This is a genomic window from Neobacillus cucumis (assembly GCF_016908975.1).
Classification (GTDB): Bacteria; Bacillota; Bacilli; order Bacillales; family Cytobacillaceae; genus Neobacillus; species Neobacillus cucumis.
Window position 1 is genome coordinate 46238 of record NZ_JAFBEX010000023.1, and the last position, 20166, is coordinate 66403.

Consider the following 20166-nt stretch of genomic DNA (forward strand, 5'->3'; position numbering starts at 1 on the left):
TAGGGATTTCTTACTGGGAAAGCTGTTTAACCGGGTTATATAAGGAGCTTCGGAGTAGAATAGTCACCCAACTCAAAATCAGAAACAATAATCCTCCCCATAAGATGTATTCGATTCCCATGTCTGTGAGAAATAATCCTCCTACAGCGGTGCCGATGCTAATCCCCCAGTTGGAGCAGGACACAAATAACCCATTTGCAAATTCAGGTGCTTCAGGAGCAGCAGACGTAATCCAATATTGGTTAATATTATTTTGTATGGAAAACAGGATCCCGAACAGCGTCATAATGATGACCATAGAAACTAGAATCTCTCCTGTGAAAAACCACACAATAAAAACGAGTCCCATTACAATGGGGAAAAAGATGGCCGTTTTCATCGCATTTCTGAACAGTAGCTTGCCTGCCAATACGTTTCCAAGAATACTGGCTACACCATATAAAAATAGAACGATACTTAAGGTTTTCCCAGATATATGAGTCACCTTTCCTAGATAGTCAGCTGTATAACTATTCGTGCCGGCTACAGCTGCCGTCATAAAAATAATCGTCGCAATGGATAACCATGTAAGAGGCTTTTTCAATACACTTAACTGCAAGCCATAAGACATTTTTCCTTGCACAGGCATGGAAGGGACAAACAGCAAAGTCGCGAGAAAAGCGAGTGCATTAAGAACCGCAGCAAATGTCATTGCCATTTCAATCGAAGATATACTAGCAATAAAAGTAGTGATTGGCACACCAAGCACCATTCCTGCAGAAACGCCCATTACGATTGTAGTAATCGCCTTACGTGCTTCTTTTTGATTGCCTGACGTAGCCGCAATTGTAAGTGCCAATGAACAATAAATCGGATGGAAAAATGCTGGAATAGCTCGGGCAACCAGTGCAACGTTGAAGTCAGCTGCAAATATGGAAATCACATTTCCCAAAACGAAAATGCCCAATGATAGCAACATGACCTTCTTGCGATTGATGCCTGAAAACAATACGGGCAGGACCGGACCAGTTATAGCCACCACAAGAGCAAATAAACTTACCAACTGTCCTGCTCGTGAAACTGTAATTCCATAGTGGTCTGCCATTAAAGGAAGGATGCCGACCACACCCATTTCAGTATTCATGAGGCCAAATACGCCTATAGCTAAAATTAAAACAACTAGATTAGTACGATTATTCAAAAATACAACTCCTTAATCTTATTAACATAAAATGTAGCAATCATATCCATATCCTCTTGACTTAATTCGAAGTCAAAAATATTAATCATTCGAAATCTCCTACTTTACCATTAAGGTGCCCCAAAAAGGAGCATCATGTTTTCCGTTAATCTTGTGGTATGGACAAAACGATTTTCCCAAAGTTTTCTCCCTTTTCCATTCTGAAAAGCGCCTCGGATGCTTCCTCCAGCGAAAAAGTTTTATCCAAAACAGGGTAAATCTTGTGTTCCTCCACGAATTTGACCATTTCGGAAAAATCTTGCGGGCTTCCCATCGTTGACCCTATCATCGACATTTCTTTTACAGTCAAACTTGGCAGGACGAGATTCGGAACCGGTCCTCTCGTTGCTCCGAAGCTGACGATTCGGCTTCCGATTTTGCCTAGTGACACCAGTGTTTTAAACACTTCGCCGCCAATACTGTCGACGGATAGATCAATGCCGCCAGTTAATTTCTCCAATTCATCCGACCAATCATCTGATGTGTAGTTGACACCCTCGGTTGCACCAAATCTTTTTGCTTTTTCGATCTTTTCTTCTTTGCTGGATGTCACGTAAACTTTAGCACCGAGTGCGGCTGCAAATTGTACGAGATAGGTGGCTACGCCTCCGCCAACGCCAGGTATCAGAACGGTTTCACCTTTCTGCACTTTGCCCTTCGTCACAAGAGCACGGAAGGCGGTTAAACCAGCAAGAGGGAGCGCTGCCGCCTCTTCCCAAGATAAATGGGACGGTTTTAAATAGACGTTTTCCGCTGGCACTTTCACATATTGGGCATAGGTTCCGTTAGTAGGAACGCCGAGAACTGTGAAGTCAGCCATTTTTTTGTTCATATCGTTGCCCCAGTTCAAACCGGGATTGATGATCACTTTGTCACCGATTAAGACATCGTTGACTTCAGCTCCAATTGCAACAATTTCCCCTGCGCCGTCAGAGCCGGGAATAACGGGCAGCTTGATACCCGAATATTGCCCGTGTACGACCATCAAATCCCGTCGGTTAAGAGCTGCGGCTTGTAATCGCACGACGACCTCTTTCGAACCAGGTTTAGGCGTTTCTACATTTTCCAGCTTCAGTTGATTTGGTCCGCCTATTACGCTTAACATCATTGATTTCATATGAAAATACCCTTTCCTTTCTCCATCGGCTTAAATATCCATTTTCCAGTTAGCGAAGACTTAACTCTCTCAGGATCTCTTTTTGAAGGTCCCAAACTCTTCTTTGTGTCTAACGTAGCAATCGCCTCCATGTCTTCTTGGCTTATTTCAAAGTCAAAGATATTAAAGTTTTCGACGATTCTCTCTTTATGAACAGACTTCGGAATCGTAACGACCCTTCTTTGTGTCAACCAGCGTAAAACCACCTGAGAAACGGATTTATGATGTTTTTCAGCAAGGGAAATTAACACCTGATTCTGAAAAATGTTATTTTTTCCTTGTGCTAAAGGTCCCCATGACTCATGTTGAACATTGTACTCCTTCATAACTTCAGCAGACTCTACCTGTTGGAAAAAAGGATGTGTTTCTACTTGGTTTACAGCAGGAGTTATTTCGTTATGGAGTATCAAATCTACTAGACGATCTGGTTCGAAATTACTCACTCCGATGGCCCTGATTTTCCCTTCCGCGTACAATTCCTCCATAGCACGCCAAGAACCATATTTAACATAACATTTTGCATATGAAATCCTCCTGTATGATTATTGTTGTGATGAATCACTTCAGTATTGCCCTTGTAAATTCTCTATATTGGGGAATACATTCTAGTATGCTGGATTGATTATTAGGTTATCACCCTCGTGTAACACGAAGTCAATAATATTAAATTAATTTTATTCAAGTTCTGTATTGCGGATTTACAATCAGGGGGGGCTTAATGTATTATTAGAACACTATCTTCGAGTAACACGAAGTGTAGTTTTTATTAAACCTATATAAAGTAATATGAGGAGGCTATCATGTACACTGTTAAAGAAGTTGCTAAATTACTTGGTTTAACCGAACACACTGTTCGCTACTATACCGATAAGGGATTAGTTCCAAATTTAAAACGAGACAAAAATAATAATCGTTTGTTTAGTGAAGAAAATATTAACTTTCTTATAGGTGCTAAAAATTTAAAAAAATGTGGAATGTCAGTGGATGACATTAAATACTATGTAGATCTTTGCTTGGAAGGCGATTCTACGATTCAGGAACGTTATGAAATTATACGGAAGCAGAAAGAGGCTGCTCTTGCTCAATTGGAAGAAGCTAAAATAAGAGCGGAATTTATGATAAATAAAGAAAAACACTACCGTGACATTATGAATCAAGTCATTCCGGATGATACCAATCCTGCCAAATGGCAAAAAAATAAAATGCCGATTGTTCATTAATTATTACTTATAGTACTCTAGAACAATTTGCTGTTAAGCAAATTATTCTGTCTCTTAAGGAAGAAAAAGCAGATATTCCTAATTGGAAAATCGGTTTTTTCTTTATTTTTGTGATGACTTGATGACTCATAAAAATTTCTGTTTGATGGAAACATGAAATATGATTTAGTTGACCTTAACGGCATTTCGTGTTAATTTGTATATGCAAATGAATAAAAGGATTTGATCTAATGAATGAAGAAGAAGAAGTATTAATTCATTGTCTTTACTTTACAGCCAGCCGGTTTGCTCGTAACATTACAAAATTAGCCGAAAAAACATTTGATTTTGGTGACCTTGCTCCTTCATATCTTTATATGATTATGATTGTGAAATTCCATCCGGAGATCACACAGAAGGAACTATGCCACAAGTTATCTATTGCTCCTTCGACCAGTACGAGATTTATTGATAAACTTGAAAAATTTAAACTCGTTACTAGAAAGATGGATGGGAAACAAACATTTATTTCTTTAACTAAAGAAGGAGAAAAAGTGTACCATCAATTTCGGCTGTCTTTAAAAGAATTATTTACTAGCTATTCCGAAGTCTTAGGGCCCGAGTTCAGTAAAGATTTAAGTAAAATGCTTCACGAAGCAAGCAATAAGCTAGAAAGAGAACTGTAATTTTTTTACCCTTTCATTTGCATATACAAATAAGTTAGGAGGCAGTTGTTATGTCAGAAAAGATATTGCTAATTGTCGGTACTGGACCTGGGATTAGCTTAAATACAGCAAGGAAATTCGGAAAAGAAGGATTTAATGTTGCCTTGATTTCCCGTAGTATGGAGTCATTAAAGAAATATGAAAATGAACTTAAAGATGATGGGATTGCAGCTAAAGGATTTCCTGGGGATGTCTCTTCAGTAGAATCTTTAAAAACAGCCATTGATGCGGTAATTAAAACTTATGGAAAAATTGATGTACTCTTCTACAATGCGGCTGCAGGAAAACCAGGTAAACCAACAACATTAAGCCAAGATCAATTAGTGGATGATTTTAAAATCAGTGTAGCTGGTGCTCTTACAAGTGTAAAAGAAGTGATTCCCCATATGGAGAATGGAACCATTTTATTAACGGGCGGAGGATTAGCTCTACACCCCTATGCTGACTATGCTTCATTAGCGATTGGAAAAGCAGGTATTCGCAATCTAGCCTACAGCTTGCACCAAGAATTAAGCCCTAAAGGAATTTATGTTGGCACATTAACGATTAAAGGGTTTGTACAAGAAGGAACCTATTTCTCACCTGATAATATTGCGAATACATTTTATAGCATGTACGAAAATCAAACTGATACAGAAATAATATTTGAAGAAAAATAAAATTTTTTCAAATTACATTTGTATGTACAAATGTAAAAAATTCATCGAATTAAACTAAAAGTGAAATCAAAACTAGAAAAAGACAAAAGGAGACTTACTAATGAAAACTCTTGTAATTATCACCCACCCTAATTTAGAACAATCTCGAATTAACCGCACTTGGATGCAGGAATTAAAAAAACACGAGGAAATTACAATTCATACACTTTATCAAGCGTATCCAGACGGGAAAATGAACGTAGCACAAGAACAAAGCTTATTAGAATCACATGACCGTATTATTCTTCAATTTCCATTCTACTGGTACAGCACGCCCTCTTTGTTAAAACAATGGCAAGATGAAGTGCTCTCCTACGGCTGGGCATATGGCGAAGGCGGCGACAAGCTTCACGGTAAAGAACTAGGTCTTGCGATTTCAACCTTTGGACCGGAAGATTCTTACCAGACTTCTGGCTATAATCATTTTTCCATGGAGACTTTAACAACTCCTTTACAACAAACAAGCAACCTCATAGGTACCCGTTTTATGCCGTTATTTGTGCTGAATGGTGTTATGCATGTCACAGATGAGCAACTTGAAGAAAATGCAAAAGCATATGTAAATCATGTTCTGCAACCATCCTTAGTTAAAGCTTAATTAAGATATATAAATAAAGGTATTTCTTCTACTGAAATACCTTTTAATAATTTTTATATACATGGTCTTATTCCGCCGCTAAAGCCTGTGCCTTAGTTAAATGAACCGTTCCAAATGGATGTTGTGGAGGAGCATATATAGAATAAAGTTTTAAAGGGGTATTACCTGTATTGGTTACATTATGCCAGGTGCCAGCAGGTATCATAATGGCAAAATCATCATGAACATTCTGAACAAAGTTTAAATGATCTTTACTCTTGCCCATTTGCACAATCCCTTGACCTTGTTCAATCCGTAAGAATTGGTCAATGTTAGGGTGAATTTCTAAACCGATGTCTTCCCCAACATTAATACTCATCAATGTAACTTGCAAATGATTTCCTGTCCACAGAGCTGTACGATAGGTATTGTTATGCTTCGCAGCCTCATTAATATTGACTGCAAATGGTTTCCGCCCATAATCTTTTACCTTATTTCTTGAGTCATCATAAATATTCCAGTAATCAGTCTGTCTTAAATACTGATTATACGTCGGGTAATTAGAACTATAAAAATTAGGTTGATATGGGTATGGATACATCCAAGGGTTATAGTACATTTTATTCAATCCCTTCACAGATTTATACAAATTATCGTATGCACCTTTTATAAGAATGTACTTATGTGCAGGGTGAACTTAAACCAAAACAGTTGTTCAATTTTATGGAACTATTGAACAAAGGTTAAAACATAATCTTCAATTAAACTCTTGGACCCTATGGTAACCAAACATTATCTTTTGGATTTAGATACTATTACAATAAAAACCAATAAACATTTTTTACTTTATTTTTGTATTTTCAGTGAATAATTTATAGAATCCTTACTTTCTGCACATTTCTCTTATAATCTAAAAATGTCAATATTATAAGAAAATTCCCGAGGAGGATTCTAATGCAAAAATTGATTGCAACATGCGCTTTTATCTCACTAATGGCTGTGGGGACTTCCGTGTTTGCTGCTGGTACAGGTGTGGCAGCTTGTGCACATATGGAGAAAGGTAAATGTGTTTCGATGTGTGCAAAAGATATGAATCGTGGTGTATCCGGATGTGCAACTTCGACTGTTTGTCAAATGTTAATGGATGTCAATAATTATAAATAAAGGAGTAGCCGATATTCCTAGTTGGAAGATCGGCTTTTTTTAAAATTTTATGAAGACTTATATTCAATCTTAATTCCATTCACACTTTTATCCATTTTGTAAGTTTCAGAATATTTATCATAAATCACTTTAAGGATCTGGTCGTCTAGCCATTCAATGGAAAATTCTTTATCTGCCCTAAATGTGTTACCTGATTCATTTTCAAATTTTTCGTCGATATGAAAATGAATAATTGGGAGAAAGTCCTGTCGTTTTTATACCCTTAGCGATCCACGGAACCCTCTGGCAGCATAGTAAGAGTCCGCACCGTTGCAATACACGAAGACATGCCCGAAGCGACGATCGCAAAAAATGGCCCCACCGAGTTCTCTAATATCAGCGGGTGTTTGAACCCAGCTCGACGTTTTCATATCGATGTTTTCAAGTTTCTGCAACGCTCGATATTGTTCTTCCGTTAATAGTTCAATGCCCATGTCAGTTGCCATATCAATAACGTTATTCTCTGGTTTATGATTTTTCCGTGACTCCAGCGCTTCACGGTCATAACAAATACTTCTTCGGCCTTTAGGACTTTCCGCTGAGCAATCATAAAATATGTATTCGTCCATGCTTTTATCATACCCTACAACATCCGGTTCACCACCAGTTCTTTCCATTTCATTGAGCGACCACAGTTTTTCAGTATTAGCTTCTAGCTTTGCTTGGACTTTTGCCCATTCAAGACCTTTATGGCGGTTCATGTTTTTCTCAAACCGTGCTTTCAATACTTTAAGTAATTCTTCACGCATTTCTAATGACAACTCCTTTTTATTGCTAGTTTTATTACTCGCTGTCATATCAGTTTCCTGCTACTAAAAACATAAACAAATATAATCATTCATTTATGCTAGATTAATTTCCTGTTTCATTGAACCCGACCTCACCACTTGCTCGCTACTATCGTCTGTTCGGCTCTCCACAGGCGTTAATTCGGATGTAGCCCACCCTATATCTATACATTACTGTTAAGTGATAATGGTATAGTCCATGGCATATTTAAGATTTAAACTCGCATTAAAATCTCTTTCTATTTCGATTCCACATTGGTCACATATGAAAATTCTCTCAGATAACGATAGGCATACTTTCTTGTGACCACAGCAGGAACAAAGTTTAGAAGATGGGTAGAATCGACTTACGATTCGCAATTCAATCCCTGTCTGCTTGCATTTTTGTTCCAAGCATATACGAAAATAATAGAAATTTTGTTTTCTAACGCAGTCGGCAAGGTGTTTGTTTTTTAACAAGCCCTTGATGTTTAAATCTTCAATCGTAATAAAAGATGGTTTGGCTTTCACCACTCGGGTTACGACATCACGGACATATTCTTTGCGTATATGGGTTAATCTAGCATGAAGTTTTTGAATAATCTTTATTTGTTTTTCGATGTTTTTGTAGCAGGATTCACCACCTTTCTTTTTGGATTCGTATTTTCGACTAAGCTTTCGCTGCTGACGTTTTAAGCTTTTTTCTAGCTTCCTTATTCTTTCCGAAAGGTTTATATTCCTAAATACCTCAGTATTGCTGCAAACCGCAAAATTCTTTATGCCTAAATCGATTCCTACCCCATCATGGTTGTTGATCGTCTTTTCTTTAGGCGGCACTTCACATAATACCGATACATAATATCGTCCTGCTTTTTGCGAAACCGTTCCGCTTCTAACTTCGACCTTTGTTGGAATATATCCGAATTCCTTCAGCTTAATCCACCCTAAGGTAGGAATCTTAATCCGATGGCGTTCTACTGTCCAATCTGTTTGATTGTTCTTTGGGAAATAGGCTTTCACATCCTGATTTTTCTTCTTTTTGAATCGAGGACGTTTGGTTTTCCCTTCAAAAAAATTTCTAAATGCTTTATCGCCATTCATAATTGCTTGCTTAACTGCTTTACTAGACACTTTCTTGATCCAAGGGTCGTTTTCTTTGGTATAGACATTATTAAGCCACTTAGAAAAATCAAAGCCACTTATAAATTTCTTTTCTTTTTCGTAAAGCTCCTGATTTGTTTTCAGATATAAGTTATAAACATAGCGGCAAACCCCTATTGTTTGATTCACTTTCTCTGCTTGATCGGAAGTTAATTCAATTTCCGTTTTATAGGCCCTTTTCATAACTCTTTATCTTCTTTCAATTTCTTTTTGTATTTTCTTAAACCATAGATACGACAAGAAAAAACGTGAATAATTGAAATTAAATCTTGAACGAGTTCTTCTTGTGGTGAAAGGGTATCATTGTTCACAACGACCAGTTCTACTCCACACTTTGGCAAAATTCCGCAAAAACTCAATCTGGCTTTCTAAATCCTTTTTTTGATTTTGATTGGAAACTCTCGCATAAATGATCGCCTTATCTACTTTATTTTCCTTTGGAATTCCTCTGTATTCTCGATACTGCGTTTCGGTATAGTACCTTCTTCCTTTAGGGTTTCAGTAAGAAATCAAATTTACCTTCATTATCCCATCGCTGAAGAGTAATGACGCTTACGCCCAACATAGACGCAAACTCTTTTTGTTTGTATATTTTTTCCATGTAATAATTTTATTACTTTTGAAGACATTTGTATGTGGTTTTAGTCACTGTTAAATATCTCCTTATTTTGTTTTATTTTTAATAATTTAAGTATATAAATATTTGATTTATAATAGCTATGACTTATAGTATTGTATAATTTTATATTTTGATATAAATTTATACAATAAATATTAGAAATAAAGAGGAGAGGGAACAATATGAAAATCAGAAGTGTAGAACACTATGATCTAAACCAATTAACCGATTTAATGTATCAATATATCGTAGATTTTTATAAAAGACCTAAACCACCGATTGAAAAGATACATAATTTAATTGAAACTCTACTAGAAAAGAACAGTGGTATTCAATTTGTTGCTGAACAAGATGGTAAACTTATTGGCTTCGCCACATTATATTTTAGTTTTAGTACTACGAAAGCAGATAAAATAACCATAATGAATGATTTATTCGTAGTAGAAAACGCAAGAGGAACAGGAGTAGCCCATGAACTGTTTAAAAGATGCGAGACATATACAAAAGAAAATAGGTATGCATATATGTCGTGGGTAACTTCAACTGATAACTACCGTGCCCAAAAATTCTATGAAAAGATGGGTGGTTCTCTTGAAAATTGGTTGAACTATTCCATATAACCAAACATGATCACTCAGAAAAGACCTCGGTATCGACGGTCTTTATTTTTATGATTTTTTCTATTTTTAAGTGATTTACTATGTAAGAAATTAATGTATCCAAAGGATTAATTATAGATTTGGATGTCATATATTCAACTTCCTGGGATGCATCGACCATAGATAATTGAGCAACGGAGATAATTTTATTTTCATAAATAATTGTATTCAGAAATTTAGAGATTTCTTGATCATATTCGTGTTTTAGACCTTGCATGATTAATTCAAAAGTATTGTTAATGACCATTACCTCTATATCTAATGACTTTTGATGATTATAAGCATATTGATGGAGACGCTCCATCGTACCATTAACAGTTGCAGGATTTGTAAATAGGATTGTCTGAGGTTGCTGTATATTACAAATGAATTCAAAGTAGGGTTCATCAATTTTTATGATTGGTACTGATATTGAGAGTTGTTCTTCCTGTAAAATTGCAATATAGTTTGTGCAAGTAATGAGAATGACATCAACATTACATTGGGCAATCCACTCTAGTTGCTCTTTAACTTTGTTTTGAGCATCTACTACTTTAAATTTCTCATCTGATGTAACTCGATACATTAATGCGGGGTCAACAAAATGTATTAATTCAACGTCATATAAGGAAAGTGCGTTTTCGATATACTCAATATTTGAATAATGGGCGTGCAGGCATCCTAATCTTTTTTTCAATTTTAATTTCCTCTCTAATATATTTCAGATTATTTTATCAGTTAATATATGGAAATGTCTATAAAAGTAAAAATAAAAATCCCTAGTAACCTGACAGATTGTTTAAGTGCAATTCTCTATAACCTAACAGTTCACCTATTTTAATAAGATAAAATGGTTATTCAGCTCCCGCTCATTAATGGATATTCTGATTGCTAGATCTGTAGTTCGTAAAACAAAATCTTTAACACCAATAAATTCAGATTCGGCTATCAAATAGAATTGTGTTCCCTTTTTAATACCTTTAAAATTTTTCTTTAGCTTGTACATCTTCATTATTTACTTAGCTACTCCCATAATCTTTTTTTATCAACATTAACACAGTATTATTTCTTGTATAATTCTCCTTGCATTAACAATAATTCCATTAAGAAATTCTAAACTAAGAATCTTATCTTATTCTAATAAAATTGTATGCGAGAAGCTATATGAAGGCATTTAGAATTAACTAAATATGGATTTGTTTGTATAATAAAAGATGAAAAATGATGGGAGGGTTCAAATTGATTAAACAAATCGCAACAGTAGCCGTATATGTAGAGAACCAGGAAAAAGCAAAAACCTTTTGGTCAGAAAAAGTAGGATTTGAAGTCGTTGCCAACTACCCCATGGGGCCTAATGCCTTTTGGCTTGAAGTGGCACCAGCAGGCGCAGATAGTCATTTAGTGATTTATCCAAAAGCAATGATGAAAGATTCAGAAAACATGAAGGCATCCATCGTTTTCCAATGCGATGACATTCAAAGTACATTTGAAAAAATGAAAGCTAATGGCGTAGAATTTTTAGGAGAACCACAAGAAATGCAGTGGGGTGCATTCGTTCAGTTTCAAGATGAAGACAATAACGTGTTCTCATAAAACAATAGAAAAAAAAGCAGGTTCAAATCTTAGCGAACCTGCTTCATTTGATTTATTCACCTTTAGGACCCTTAAAGAAAAAATGCATTCCGCGTCCCTTATGTGGAAACAGATCTAATTCCTTCACCTTATCTGCATGCTTGGTCATAATTTCATTAAAAAGCTCATCAGCCGATTTATTTTTAGTATTTAATCCTAACTTCTCTGCAGCTTGGAAAATCTTCTTATCCCGGACCTCATGAGCTATTTGATGAAAATCCTTATTCGCTGTTGAAATTCCTAATTTTTTTGCTTCATTTTTTATTTGAGTTTCGCGAATTTCATGGGCGACATCACGAAGATCTCTTCCTTCCGTCGAAATCCCCAGCTCTTTCGCCTCTTTTTTGATTTGGGTTTCATGAATTTCACGAGCTACCTCACGAAGATCCTTTCCTTCCGTCGAAATCCCTAACTTCTTGGCCTCATTTTTAACTTCCGTTTCAAAGACCTGTTTCGCTAATGAATCAATATCCTTACCCTTTGTACTGATGCCGAGTGCTTCTGCTCGCTGTTTAATCATGACTTCTCTAATTTCTTTTGCGATTGTCTCTATATCTTTTCCTTCTGTTTTTATGCCCATTGATTCAGCCTGTTTTTTTATAAACTCTGGATTGTGTCTGAAGTGCCCCCCATGACCGTGGACTTCAGTTGATTGATTCTGTTCACTTGGCTGTGTAGCCGCGAACACTTGGATTGGTCCAACTAGTCCCAATAATAAAGTAAAAGCAAAAAAATAATTCATCAGCATCTTTCTCATCTTGAAACTTCCTCCTAAAAATTGGTTTTGTTTTACAGATGGTAGGATGCCCATGAATTATGAACAAATTATGAACAAATTATTAAATTAATATGCATTCAGTGATGTGCTCTTTCTTGTTGTTTTCCCTAGCATAAAAGGGAAATAATGATTGATGGCATATACTGCCGGTACTAAAATTATGACGGTAATGAGTGTGTATAACAGCCCTTCTACAATTGGATAATCCGCGATCGTTTCAACATTAAAAACTGATTTTTGAATCATTAAACTAAAAACAAAGAACACGATTTTTTGGTGGAAAGCTAAATAGATGAATGAATTTTTTCCAATGTACTGGAGAGATTTATTTTTCTTTATTCGTTTAATTAATATGACAAATGCACCAATTCCAGAAAATGCGGATAAGTAGAAAAGAAAAATATTTCCTAAGCTGCTATTGTAAAAGTCAACTCTCTCTCCTGTATAATTAAAATTTAGATAGCCTGTTACAAAATTGATTAACATCAAAAGAATAAAAATCTTAAATTGGTTCATCCACTCCAATTTCTTATGGAATTCTTTATAAAAATAACCCGCTCCATAAAATCCAACGCTGATCATTGCTATATCTAAATTCCAAGGTAATGGTTGTCCTACTGCTTTGTTATAAAAACATCCGATAGCTGATATGAATAAAAGGAAGAATCCAATGATTTTCTTACTTCTACCTATTTTTGAAATAAAGTAAAAAAGTAATTCTGTACAGAATAAACATGCCACAAACCATAATGCACCCGTATGAACCGTCCATATTGTTTTTCTTTCTGCAATGACAGAACCTAATAATGGAGTCAGCAGATTGTTATCATAATTTACTAAACCTAAATGATTTAGTAGTAAGAACCACAGGTAGGCTACTAGCGAAAATGCGATATACGGAAGGATTAATGACTTTGTCCTTCTTTTTAAAAATACTTTTAGGTTTGGAAACTTATCTTTATTATATAAATAGCCTGATAGGAAAAAGAATAACGGCATATGGAATGTATAAATATATGTTTTAAGTGGAGTTGGAATAGCAGCATGCCCTAACATGACCAACAGCATCCCTAATCCCTTCCCAATATCTAACCAATCTAGTCTCTTACTCATCGTTTCCCCTCTCTTCTGTTAAAATTTGAGGTTCACTTGTTTTTAGGATATGAATAATCCATCCATGAACTACGATTAAGAGTATAGTATGACTTCCTTAATTGAAACTTAAATTTCTTCGTTACCATTTACATAAAAAAAGAAAAGCCGTAATCATTTATACTGACCTACGGCTTACTAATTGGACTTTATAATAAGTTAATATAAATATATAAAGAAATGAATGGAAATTCCATAACACTAATATAAAGAATTGTTAAAAGAGTGTAACAAACTTATAACGATACAAAAATTCTCAATAAAAAAGACACTATCAGTTTCTTGATAGTGCCAGCTCTCATTCCTAAATTAATTTTTTAAAAGATTAAGTTAGAAAACAATCGTCTTATTTTGATGGACAATAATTCGATCTTCAATATGCCATTTCACGGCTCGAGCCAATACACTTCTCTCAATTCTTCGGCCAATCTTTTTAAGACTGTCAACATTATGATGATGATCTACACGACTGATATCTTGTTCAATGATCGGACCTTCATCAAGATCGTTGGTTACATAATGGGATGTCGCACCGATTAGTTTTACTCCGCGGTCAAAGGCGCGTTCGTACGGCCTTGCCCCTACAAATGCTGGTAAAAACGAATGGTGGATATTAATAATTTTATTTGGATTTTCCTTAATAAAATTGGGTGTTAAGATCTGCATATAGCGTGCCAAAACAATAAAATCGATCTCATATTCATTTATAAGCTTAAGTTGTTCTTCTTCAGCTTGTTGGCGAATATCTTTGTTCGCAGGAATATAGTAAAAAGGAATATTAAGTCCTTCCACAACCTCTTTTGCACTCTCATGGTTACTAATAACTAATGCAATATCAGCCATTAGATCCCCGCTTTGCCACTCCCATAAGAGTTCTAGCAAGCAATGGAGCTCTTTTGAGACAAAGATAGCGGCTTTTTTAATATTATAAACATGTGTAAATTTCCATTCCATTGAGAAATAATCCGCGATCTCAGCAAATTGTGTTTCCATTTCTTTTGCTTTTTCCTTAAGACCCGGACATTCAAATTCAATCCGAATGAAAAAGATTCCGCCTTCAGGATTCGTAGAATACTGACTAGATTCGATAATATTCGCATTATGCGCAAATAAAAATTTAGAAATGGCTGAAACAATTCCTGGTTGGTCCGGACAGCTTACTAAAAGTCTTCCGCGATTTTTATTTTGTTCTTGAAATGATTCAATTTGATCTTTTATAAATGCATTCATGTCATAAACCTCTCTATCTTCTTTGAAACATTATACCTGAAAAACTCTTAATAGTTAATTATTATTTGAAAACTCTTTTACTAAGGCTATTTTCGCATAAATTATTTCTATTCGTAAAAGTTCAGTATGTGATTTGCCCCAGAAATCAAATCGCTTAACAATTTCTCAGCACGGATTTCATTATGTAACAGCCTTGTACCCTGCCCAGCCCAAAGCGACATATATTCAGGATTATTTTGTAAAGCAGCTTGTTTGCGGATATCATTTGTCAATGTATTTTGTGTTGGAAAATCAGCCGGGGATAAATTCATATCCTCGTATGCTCTCATAAATGCATTTTTAATTCCCCGTGCCGGACGTCCAGAAAAAGCTTTGGTAATGACAGTACTTTCTTCTGTACTATTGATAAGTGCTTGCTTATAAGCGGAATGAGCACCCGACTCCATTGTGGTTAAGAATGCCGTTCCCATCTGAACTCCTTGTGCACCTAGTGCCAATGCTGCAACAAGACCGCGGCTATCCATGATTCCCCCTGCAGCCACCACCGGCACTGAAACAGCATCAACAACCTGTGGAACAAGGGAAAATGTTCCGACTGCAGCGCCGAGTGAATTTTTTTCAATTTCAAATGTGCTACGATGGCCACCTGCATCACTTCCCTGGGCAATAATGATATCTGTCCCTTCGGACTCTGCCAGTTGTGCCTCCCGAACTGTCGTGACCATAGTTGTGACCTTAATACCTCTTTCCTTTGCTTGTATCATTTTATCTTGTGGAAAAATTCCAAAAGCAGAAGAAATCACAGAAACCTTTTCTTCCATTAAGACCTCAAACTGTTCTTCAAAGAAGTTGTTCGTTATCACTTTTTGATTCGATTGCTTTAGTCCCAGCCTTTCACGTATCGCATTCAAAACTTTCTGAGACTCTTCTACGCCAGCATATTGATCTGTCCAATTTGTACAAAACAAGTTTACGGCAAATGGTTTTGAGGTTTGCTCCTTTATTTTTCGAATAGCTGTCCTTATTTCTTCTGGCTTCATATAGGCGGCTCCCAAGGTTCCTAAACCGCCGGCATTGGATACACTTGCGACAAGCTCAACTGTGGTTGGTCCCCCAGCCATACCTGCTTGAATAACAGGATAGGCGATACCGAGAATCTTACAAAGTTTAGTATTTAGCTGCATATGCCTACTCCCCTTTTGAGCAATAATTGCCTTTTTTCTCATCATAAACCATCCTTTGCTAATAAAACAAAGGAAATGTCCGTACAAAAACCCTTATCATTACGAGATAAGGGTCAACTATAGACAGTCTTATTTTTGAAGTACCGGCTCTTTGTTCTCTTCCACATCTTCATCCAGCCACCATGTGAAGCCATTCTCAGCTAGAAGGGAATCAGCCGCATCCGGTCCATTTGAACCGGAACGGTATTCATGAAGTGGTACCAGTTTTTCTTCAAAGGCATCTAAGATGGGCTGTACCCATTCCCAAGATAATTCCACTTCTTTCCAATGAGCAAAGAAAGTAGAATCTCCAAGGAAAGCATCAAAAATCAGTCTTTCATATGCTTCCGGTACCCCTATGCTATTAAGCTCTAAATCTTCATTAGAGAAATTAATATTTACAGCCTCGATTTTACCGTTTAATGGATTTTTACTGTTTAATTGCAAGGTAATATTTTCATTAGGATTGATCTCGATTATTAATAAATTAGGCGCTACCTTATGATTTTGAGTATAAAGAAGCTTTAAGGTGTTTTTTAATTCGATTACGATACGTGTTGACTTTTCCTTCATTCTCTTACCGGTTCGAATATAAAAAGGAACCCCGCTCCATAACGGATTATCAATCCATATACGTGCTGCGACAAAGGTATCCGTTTGAGAAGATGGGTTCACCCCTGGTTCATTTCTATAACCTTCCGAGAGCTTTCCATTCATTTCACCAGAAGTGTACTGCCCACGAACAATTTCGAATTGGACAGCTTCTTTACTCATAGGACGAATCGCTTCCATCACTTTGCGTTTCTCATTTCGAATTTCGGTTGCATTAATCTTATATGGCATATTCATAGCCGTCATCATGAGCATTTGCAACATATGATTTTGGAACATGTCGCGAACGGCACCTGTTTGATCATAATATCCGGCTCTTTGTTCTACTCCAACGATTTCACTTGCTGTAATTTGAACATTGGCAATATGATCTTTATTCCAAATTGACTGGAAAATGGGGTTCGCATTTGTTAGAGTTTCAAGGTTTTGAACCATTGGCTTTCCTAGATAATGGTCAATTCGATAAATCTCCTCTTCATCAAATGTCCTGCTAAGTTTCTCATTTAATTCCCGAGCGGATTGAAGATCATGACCAAATGGCTTTTCAATGATCAATCGTTTCCATCCATTCGTTGTACCTAGTCCACTGTTTTTGATATTTAAGCCAATGATATCGAAAAATTCTGGTGCTACCGACAAGTAAAACAATCGGTTTTCTGTAAGCTGCAATTCTTCTTCACGCTGTTGCACCAGTTGCAATAGTTTTTGATAATCATCCGGATTATTTACATTTAAGCTACAGAAACGAAAAGCCTCAAGAAATTCTCCGAGTTCACTCGCATCATGTTCTAAACGACGTGAAAAGTTTAAGACGGATTCCTTTACTTTTTCTTGAAAATCAAGATGTGAGAGATTACCTCTACCGAGCCCAATAATCGATATAGGCTGTGGCAGCTTTTGATCTATATATAAATTATAAAGGGCAGGGTATATTTTTCGTTTAGCTAGATCGCCCGTTGCTCCAAATAATACAAAAGTCATTGATTCCATAATTATTTCTCCCCACTAATTAGAAAATTATCTTTCAAGTGTACCACAAATAATTTAAATATTTAAACTTTTTATTTAAATTGCCTTTTTTATTTTTATCATTTGCTTTTTAATTTGACTTTTTGCGATACGCAATATTTGTTTCTCTGGTGTCCCCTTTTCAACGATTACATTTGTTAGATAGTTTTTTCCTCTATAATGGATTAACAATCTCACATTCTCCACATTATTTCCCCCAATAAAGTTAAGCTAAATATCTATAATAAACGATTTGATAATGAAGTAAAATAACCTAGGTTAATTTTTGTGTAACTATCATACGGCCGGAATTTGATTTCCGTCAAGAAATATATCTCAAATTTAAGATTTTAGATAATAAAAACAATATAAAAATATTAAAAAAACTGATAAAAATACCTTCAATACGTAAAAAGGACCTATTGAAAATTATCTTCAATAGGTCCTTAATTTCTATAATATTGTCATGATATTCCTATATCCTAGTATTTGCTCCAAGGTCTTATTCTAACCTAGCTTTGGCACTTCTAATTTACTAAAAATAAAAGAATGATTTATACCTTATTTACCTTAAACGCACATTTTTTATTTAATAGGTAGGGACGCATATATCCATTTAGATTCGATAGCGGAAGAATTTCAGGCTTGATGTGAATTCCCAATGTATGAATCATGTAATCCCTGCGAGCTTGAATTCGCGCCCAAACGTCAGGGTACTTGTCAGCAAGCTCTTGGCGTAATGCTTGATCCGCAATGGCTACTCCATCTTCGGCACTTGCGCCGCCATAGCCAGGAACACTTGGTATAATATCCATTTGAAACAACATCCCACTTGAAATGGCAAGATCCGAGCCCGGATAAATGGGTGATGACATCCATTCTTCTCCAGCAGTTAGATGACCTGGATTCAAATGCCATCCATAAATTGATTTCGGTAGGACGGACTCAATTAAATGATACATTTCATCCCCTAACATGCCGATTTCAATATTTTCATACCAAGCAACCGTCGCTGCATAATAGGGTTTTGCCACCGCATCGAGATAATCCCTTACATCTGCTGGCAATTCTTCTTTAGTAGAAACAACGTAAGCCGAGCGACTTGTTAACCCCCCTCGATATCCAAGGGTAGAAGAAAATTTATCACCAATCTCCACCTTTTTGGCTCTTGGTGCGACCACGGCATTCGTAAACCGATCACCAGTAGCACAAATCGTTTGGACATTGTTGGGCTGGCCAAAGGCGGCTAATTCATTGGCAAGTTCCATTTCCGTCTTACCTGGCTCAATTTGATCTAGCAAACTAAGGATACATGAGGAAGCCAACGATGCTCCAAACTCATAGTGGGCAATCTCATTCGCATTCATCGTAATGCGAGCCCCTTTTCCAGGATGAATAAAAAGGGAAGTGGCATTCACAACTAGTCCAGAATTACCTACTAGGTTCTTAACCGCTTCAACAATGAAATATGGAACATCAAAAAGCTGATCATTGTCTTCTAACGAACTGGTAAACAACTTCCAGCCCATAATACCTGTTTTCATACCTTTTTCTACTCCTGCAGACTGAATTAATTCAGCAAAGGTTTGGGTATTCCCCATGGGTTGATTGGGAAGTGAGAAATATGGAGTATGGATTACTTCTGCCTCAATTCTGCTATACTGCCCCATTTTTAGTGATTCGTTACCTAATAACATATAGGCCTTTCCATCACGGTGTAAGACAAGAAGGGCTTCTTCAAATCTTGGTTCAAATCCAACGAGGTAGCCAAAATTCACCCCATGTTCCCGGTCGGCATAGACAAGCAGGGCATCCAATTTTTCTTCTTTCATCCGCATTAAGATTTTTTCTTTGTGAAGCTGCATCGTATCATCTGTTAAATCAACTGGATGTTGCGCGGGTGCCGTTATAGGGGCAGGCACCTCACAATAGGCAATCTGTTCGATTAGATTAGTCATTATAAAATACTCCTGTCAATCAAGTTATATTAGCTATGCCTAGCTAACTTCATCGATCCTAGTATACACCTCCTGAAAGAAGTCATTAAAGATGGACATCGCTGTGGTTAAATGAGTAGACCTATTTATTAGTAAATCCAAAACTGTTTATGGTTATGGTGCATGAAATTTCGAACAGCGGCTGTCTTAGGGCAAGCCTTCCCTAACGGTATAACTTTTTTGATTTGGATCAAACCTATAAAGATGCCTATGGGATGCCATTATTACGGATGACTTATGACTATACCGATCAAGATCGTGAATTAGTCAAATGTATTTCCAATGTGACAAGAAAGATTGCGAAAAAAATGGGACCGGATCATGGTATAAAAAATACCTGACCAAGATTCGGTCAGGTGATTTTTATTGCTCGTACTGACAAAATTTGTCTAGATTATTTCCGACTAAGTTATCGTGTTAGGCACATATTAACAGTGAATCAATTAAAGAAATGGTGCGATTTTTATGAAAAATAATTGGAAATACCCATTTTAACCACCCTGGTTTCCGTTTCTTTTTTAACAGGATGTAATGATAACAGAAAAAACAATAACATAAATGAAAAGATTGAC

22 protein-coding genes and 2 pseudogenes are annotated in these 20166 nt (G+C 36.3%); 8 read left to right on the forward strand and 16 right to left on the reverse strand.

Features of this window, described 5'->3' with window-relative positions; all coding sequences use genetic code 11:
- Window positions 1–10: 10 nt before the first annotated feature.
- The 3 genes and pseudogenes from JOC76_RS23755 to JOC76_RS23765 all read right to left on the reverse strand — a co-directional run.
- A complete protein-coding gene (locus tag JOC76_RS23755) occupies window positions 11–1180 on the reverse strand; it encodes an MFS transporter (RefSeq protein WP_205181259.1) in 1170 nt (389 codons plus the stop codon).
- 145 nt (window positions 1181–1325) lie between these two features.
- A complete protein-coding gene (locus JOC76_RS23760) occupies window positions 1326–2336 on the reverse strand; it encodes a quinone oxidoreductase family protein (protein ID WP_205181260.1) in 1011 nt (336 codons plus the stop codon).
- Window positions 2333–2878, reverse strand: a pseudogene (locus JOC76_RS23765) (aldo/keto reductase); the annotation flags it as partial. The pseudogene JOC76_RS23765 and the gene JOC76_RS23760, both read right to left, overlap by 4 nt.
- 297 nt (window positions 2879–3175) lie before the next feature.
- Between JOC76_RS23765 and JOC76_RS23770 the strand changes: the two are divergent.
- The 4 genes from JOC76_RS23770 to JOC76_RS23785 all read left to right on the forward strand — a co-directional run bounded on the left by JOC76_RS23770 (window position 3176) and on the right by JOC76_RS23785 (window position 5595).
- Window positions 3176–3595 carry a MerR family transcriptional regulator gene (locus tag JOC76_RS23770; RefSeq protein WP_205181262.1) on the forward strand — a complete coding sequence of 140 codons (420 nt, stop codon included), beginning with the start codon at window positions 3176–3178 and terminating at the stop codon, window positions 3593–3595.
- Window positions 3596–3825: 230 nt separating this feature from the next.
- The gene (locus tag JOC76_RS23775) at window positions 3826–4260 is read left to right on the forward strand and encodes a MarR family winged helix-turn-helix transcriptional regulator (RefSeq protein ID WP_205181263.1); all 435 of its coding nucleotides are present in this window, start codon (window positions 3826–3828) and stop codon (window positions 4258–4260) included.
- A gap of 50 nt (window positions 4261–4310) precedes the next feature.
- A complete protein-coding gene (locus JOC76_RS23780) occupies window positions 4311–4958 on the forward strand; it encodes an SDR family NAD(P)-dependent oxidoreductase (RefSeq protein ID WP_205181264.1) in 648 nt (215 codons plus the stop codon).
- Window positions 4959–5058: 100 nt separating this feature from the next.
- On the forward strand, window positions 5059–5595 hold the full coding sequence (locus JOC76_RS23785; protein WP_205181265.1) for an NAD(P)H-dependent oxidoreductase: 537 nt from the start codon (window positions 5059–5061) through the stop codon (window positions 5593–5595).
- A gap of 67 nt (window positions 5596–5662) precedes the next feature.
- Here the strand turns inward: JOC76_RS23785 and JOC76_RS23790 are convergent, their stop codons facing one another.
- Window positions 5663–6193, reverse strand: coding sequence for a cupin domain-containing protein (locus JOC76_RS23790; protein ID WP_205181297.1), 531 nt, complete (start codon window positions 6191–6193; stop codon window positions 5663–5665).
- A gap of 335 nt (window positions 6194–6528) precedes the next feature.
- Here JOC76_RS23790 and JOC76_RS23795 point away from each other — a divergent pair, with 335 nt between their 5' ends.
- Window positions 6529–6738 (forward strand): hypothetical protein, encoded by a 210-nt coding sequence (locus JOC76_RS23795; RefSeq protein WP_205181266.1) that lies wholly within the window; start codon window positions 6529–6531, stop codon window positions 6736–6738.
- A 254-nt stretch (window positions 6739–6992) separates the two neighbouring features.
- Here the strand turns inward: JOC76_RS23795 and JOC76_RS23800 are convergent, their stop codons facing one another.
- The 3 genes and pseudogenes from JOC76_RS23800 to JOC76_RS23810 form a co-directional block, all read right to left on the reverse strand.
- Entirely contained in the window at window positions 6993–7574 is a 582-nt protein-coding gene (locus JOC76_RS23800; protein WP_205181267.1) for a DUF4256 domain-containing protein, read from the reverse strand.
- Between the two features lie 168 nt (window positions 7575–7742).
- Window positions 7743–8888, reverse strand: coding sequence for an RNA-guided endonuclease InsQ/TnpB family protein (locus JOC76_RS23805; RefSeq protein WP_372442000.1), 1146 nt, complete (start codon window positions 8886–8888; stop codon window positions 7743–7745).
- Window positions 8885–9306: pseudogene (locus JOC76_RS23810) on the reverse strand (MerR family transcriptional regulator). The gene JOC76_RS23805 and the pseudogene JOC76_RS23810 overlap by 4 nt, the downstream one beginning before the upstream one ends.
- Window positions 9307–9506: 200 nt before the next feature.
- Here JOC76_RS23810 and JOC76_RS23815 point away from each other — a divergent pair.
- On the forward strand, window positions 9507–9944 hold the full coding sequence (locus tag JOC76_RS23815) for a GNAT family N-acetyltransferase (protein WP_205181268.1): 438 nt from the start codon (window positions 9507–9509) through the stop codon (window positions 9942–9944).
- Window positions 9945–9954: 10 nt separating this feature from the next.
- Here JOC76_RS23815 and JOC76_RS23820 read toward each other — a convergent pair whose 3' ends face one another.
- Window positions 9955–10659 (reverse strand): hypothetical protein, encoded by a 705-nt coding sequence (locus tag JOC76_RS23820; protein WP_205181269.1) that lies wholly within the window; start codon window positions 10657–10659, stop codon window positions 9955–9957.
- 135 nt (window positions 10660–10794) lie between these two features.
- On the reverse strand, window positions 10795–10974 hold the full coding sequence (locus tag JOC76_RS23825) for a hypothetical protein (protein ID WP_205181270.1): 180 nt from the start codon (window positions 10972–10974) through the stop codon (window positions 10795–10797).
- Between the two features lie 227 nt (window positions 10975–11201).
- Here JOC76_RS23825 and JOC76_RS23830 point away from each other — a divergent pair, with 227 nt between their 5' ends.
- A complete protein-coding gene (locus tag JOC76_RS23830) occupies window positions 11202–11555 on the forward strand; it encodes a VOC family protein (protein WP_205181271.1) in 354 nt (117 codons plus the stop codon).
- Window positions 11556–11607: 52 nt separating this feature from the next.
- On the opposite strand, the gene JOC76_RS23835 is transcribed toward JOC76_RS23830, so the two are convergent.
- The 7 genes from JOC76_RS23835 to JOC76_RS23865 form a co-directional block, all read right to left on the reverse strand.
- Entirely contained in the window at window positions 11608–12351 is a 744-nt protein-coding gene (locus tag JOC76_RS23835) for a hypothetical protein (protein WP_205181272.1), read from the reverse strand.
- A gap of 87 nt (window positions 12352–12438) precedes the next feature.
- Window positions 12439–13485, reverse strand: a complete 1047-nt coding sequence (locus JOC76_RS23840; protein ID WP_205181273.1) for an acyltransferase family protein — start codon at window positions 13483–13485, stop codon at window positions 12439–12441.
- 369 nt (window positions 13486–13854) lie between these two features.
- Window positions 13855–14754, reverse strand: coding sequence for a formyltetrahydrofolate deformylase (gene purU / locus JOC76_RS23845; RefSeq protein ID WP_205181274.1), 900 nt, complete (start codon window positions 14752–14754; stop codon window positions 13855–13857).
- A gap of 107 nt (window positions 14755–14861) precedes the next feature.
- On the reverse strand, window positions 14862–15980 hold the full coding sequence (locus tag JOC76_RS23850; RefSeq protein ID WP_239557933.1) for an NAD(P)H-dependent flavin oxidoreductase: 1119 nt from the start codon (window positions 15978–15980) through the stop codon (window positions 14862–14864).
- Window positions 15981–16067: 87 nt separating this feature from the next.
- Window positions 16068–17579 (reverse strand): glucose-6-phosphate dehydrogenase, encoded by a 1512-nt coding sequence (gene zwf / locus JOC76_RS23855; protein WP_205181275.1) that lies wholly within the window; start codon window positions 17577–17579, stop codon window positions 16068–16070.
- Window positions 17580–17654: 75 nt separating this feature from the next.
- Window positions 17655–17804, reverse strand: a complete 150-nt coding sequence (locus JOC76_RS23860) for a BA3454 family stress response protein (RefSeq protein ID WP_205181276.1) — start codon at window positions 17802–17804, stop codon at window positions 17655–17657.
- Window positions 17805–18151: 347 nt separating this feature from the next.
- Window positions 18152–19555, reverse strand: a complete 1404-nt coding sequence (locus tag JOC76_RS23865; RefSeq protein ID WP_239557934.1) for a M24 family metallopeptidase — start codon at window positions 19553–19555, stop codon at window positions 18152–18154.
- 224 nt (window positions 19556–19779) lie between these two features.
- Here JOC76_RS23865 and JOC76_RS23870 point away from each other — a divergent pair, with 224 nt between their 5' ends.
- Window positions 19780–19935: a hypothetical protein gene (locus tag JOC76_RS23870; protein WP_205181277.1), complete on the forward strand. Its 156-nt coding sequence runs from the start codon at window positions 19780–19782 to the stop codon at window positions 19933–19935.
- The last annotated feature ends 231 nt before the right edge of the window (window positions 19936–20166 follow it).